This window comes from Cryobacterium sp. MLB-32, from assembly GCF_000738085.1.
In the GTDB taxonomy this organism is placed as follows: Bacteria; Actinomycetota; Actinomycetes; order Actinomycetales; family Microbacteriaceae; genus Cryobacterium.
Map to the genome: position 1 here is coordinate 1 of NZ_JPRS01000300.1, position 2678 is coordinate 2678.

At 61.9% G+C, this 2678-nt stretch carries 3 protein-coding genes; all 3 read left to right on the plus strand.

Annotated features, from left to right (window positions below):
- Positions 1-78: 78 nt before the first annotated feature.
- The 3 genes from JF66_RS17855 to JF66_RS17865 all read left to right on the plus strand — a co-directional run bounded on the left by JF66_RS17855 (position 79) and on the right by JF66_RS17865 (position 2459).
- Complete coding sequence (locus JF66_RS17855; protein WP_051973726.1) at positions 79-792, plus strand: phosphatase PAP2 family protein; 714 nt, start codon at positions 79-81, stop codon at positions 790-792.
- A gap of 273 nt (positions 793-1065) precedes the next feature.
- Positions 1066-1458, plus strand: coding sequence for a response regulator transcription factor (locus JF66_RS24565; protein WP_231556491.1), 393 nt, complete (start codon positions 1066-1068; stop codon positions 1456-1458).
- The gene (locus JF66_RS17865; protein WP_035880138.1) at positions 1455-2459 is read left to right on the plus strand and encodes a sensor histidine kinase KdpD; all 1005 of its coding nucleotides are present in this window, start codon (positions 1455-1457) and stop codon (positions 2457-2459) included. Before JF66_RS24565 ends, JF66_RS17865 begins: the two co-directional genes overlap by 4 nt.
- Positions 2460-2678 lie beyond the last annotated feature (219 nt).

Consider the following 2678-nt stretch of genomic DNA (forward strand, 5'->3'; position numbering starts at 1 on the left):
TGATCAACGTCATCGACTACCGAAACGAATCGTTCTTTTCTTAGAAGATCCTGAGATGGCAGGCGGGACTCTGGAGGGATGGGCACAGGCACTCACACATGCATCCGTTTCGCACGCACCGTCATTTCCGCTGTCGGCGTCATACTCGCAGTCATGATCAGCGGGTTCGTGCTGGAATCATCTTCCGGGTGGACGTCCACGGAAATGGCTTTGATTCGCCAGGTGAATAAAGCCCATACCCCGCAACTCGATAGCGTTGCGCTCGGGATCAATTGGCTGTTTGAGCCCGCGGCGGCGGGGTTGCTGGTGCTGCTGGTCACCGGTGTGATCCTGCTGGTGACCCGGCGTCCGCGCACCGCGATCCATTTTTTCCTCATCGTGATTATCCCGACGCTGGGTGCCGAGGCCATGAAGTTGCTCGTGCACCGTCCACGGCCCGACATTCCGTCACTGACCCACATCCTCGTGCTCGAGCCGGGCGGTCTCAGCTTCCCGAGCGGACACACCAGTTTCGCCGCCTGCTTCGTCCTCGGGTTCGTTGTCCTCACGGCGGGTCGCCGGTACCGCCCGGTCCTGATCGGAGCGTCAACGATCGTGGTACTGGGCACCGCAGCCTCCCGGGTTTATCTGGGCGTGCACTATCCGTCCGACGTGGTGGCGTCGATCGTGTACTCGATGGCCGCCGTAGCCCTGACCGATGCGGTGTGGAATTTATCGCTGTCACACTGGATCGATCGTCGATCCGGTGTCCACGCTGGACCTGAATACGAAGGAGCCGCCGATGCCCGCTGACATCCTGACCCGCCCGTGCCTCCTGCTCATCGAGGACGACCCGCAGCTCGGGCCCCTGATCAAGAATGTCCTCTCAGAAATCTACGACGTCACCCTATTTGCCGACGGTGCAGGTGGACTGGCCGCCGGCCTCGCCAGTGACTTCGACGTGATGGTCATCGATCGCCGCCTCCCAGCACTGGACGTGCTGGGAGTCATCAAAGCGCTTCGCCGCAAGCTCATCACCACCCCCCCATTCTTCTTCTCACGGCCCTCGGTACCACCGGCGACAAGGTGGCCGGGCTCGACATCGGCGCAAACGACTACCTCGTCAAGCCGTTCGAGTTTGATGAGCTCTTCGCCCGGTTACGCGCAATCCGCCGGGTGTATACCGGTGAAGGCCGCACGTTGCTGGTCGGCGGGTGGGAGTACTACCCCGACAGTCGCACGATCTATTCCCCCTACGACGGGCGCATCCTGCTCACCGATAAGGAGAACAAACTGCTCAGACTCCTTGCCGAAGCCCCGCAACGCACCTTCTCCCGCCAGCAAATTCTGCAGGCCGTCTTCAGCGCGACCGACACAGCCGGAACAGTGGACACCTACGTCCATTACCTCCGACGCAAGACCGACATCAACATCGTCGTCACCGCGCGCGGTCAGGGCTACCGTTTAGGACAACCATGACCCGCGCAACCTCTCCTCTCATCGACAGCGACACCCTGGATATCCGGCGTGCCTCACGCATCGTCGGCACCCGAATCGCGATCGCCTGCGCGGCCGTTGTCACCGTCGTCATCATCACCGTCTTCGTCTACATCCTGTCCGAAATTTCCCTCTCCGAGCTGTTTGAACCGGTCCCCGACACGAACAACTTGCAAGTCAGCGCCGTCGGTCTGCTGCGTGCCGCGACGGTCCTCGGCGTCACGCTAATCATCCTGGCCGGCGTCATGAGCTGGCTGGTCACCCGACGGGCCGTGCAACCTCTCGGCGAAGTCCTACGGATGCAGCGCGCCTTCGTCGCCGACGCAAGCCACGAACTCCGAACCCCCCTCGCCGTACTCGACGCCCGCCTGCAAATTCTGCAACGCACCCTGCCCGACAGCGATCCGTCCTCTGCCGTGGTGGCTGACCTTCGAAGTGACGCGAAAGATCTCATCCATATCGTCAACGACCTCCTCGAATCAGCCGAAATCGGCGGCGCCGCCCGACACGACACGGCCGTCATCGAGGTGGAATCCGCCGTTGCCACCGCCGTGCACGCCATGACTCTGATCGCGGTCGACAAGCGCATCACCATTGAATTGACTGCTCCGCACCCCACCTTCGTGCGCGTGCCAGCATCCAGCGTCACCCGGTGCGTTGTAGCCCTGCTCGACAACGCTGTGCGGTTCGCCCCCAGCGAATCGTTCATCTCCGTGGATATCACCGCGGCTAAGAAAATGGTGTGGGTCACGGTGAATGACAGCGGCCCGGGCATTCAAGGTATTGATCCCGCGCGTATCTTCGATCGGTTTGCGCACTCCGGCGCGACGCCGACCGGAGGCGTTACCCGAACCGGTTCTGGCATTGGCCTGTCCCTCGTACGCGAAATCGCTGTGCGCTACGGCGGCACCGTCACCGTCGCGGAGAGCTCCCAAGCAGGCACGGCGATCAGGCTCGCCCTACCGCGGGCTAAGCACTCTTAATCTCGCAGCTGCTGCGTCGACGACTCACTTCTGTGAGAATTCTTAGAAACGGCCGGGTTCACTAGAGCCAACACTTTCAAAGGAGCCCGCCCATGACGTCAACAGTGACCCCCGCCGTTTCCCCCACGCGGCGCATGCTGAACAAGGTCCCCGAAGTCACCCTCATCTTCTGGGTGATCAAAGTCCTCGCAACCACGGTGGGTGAAACCGCAGCCGATT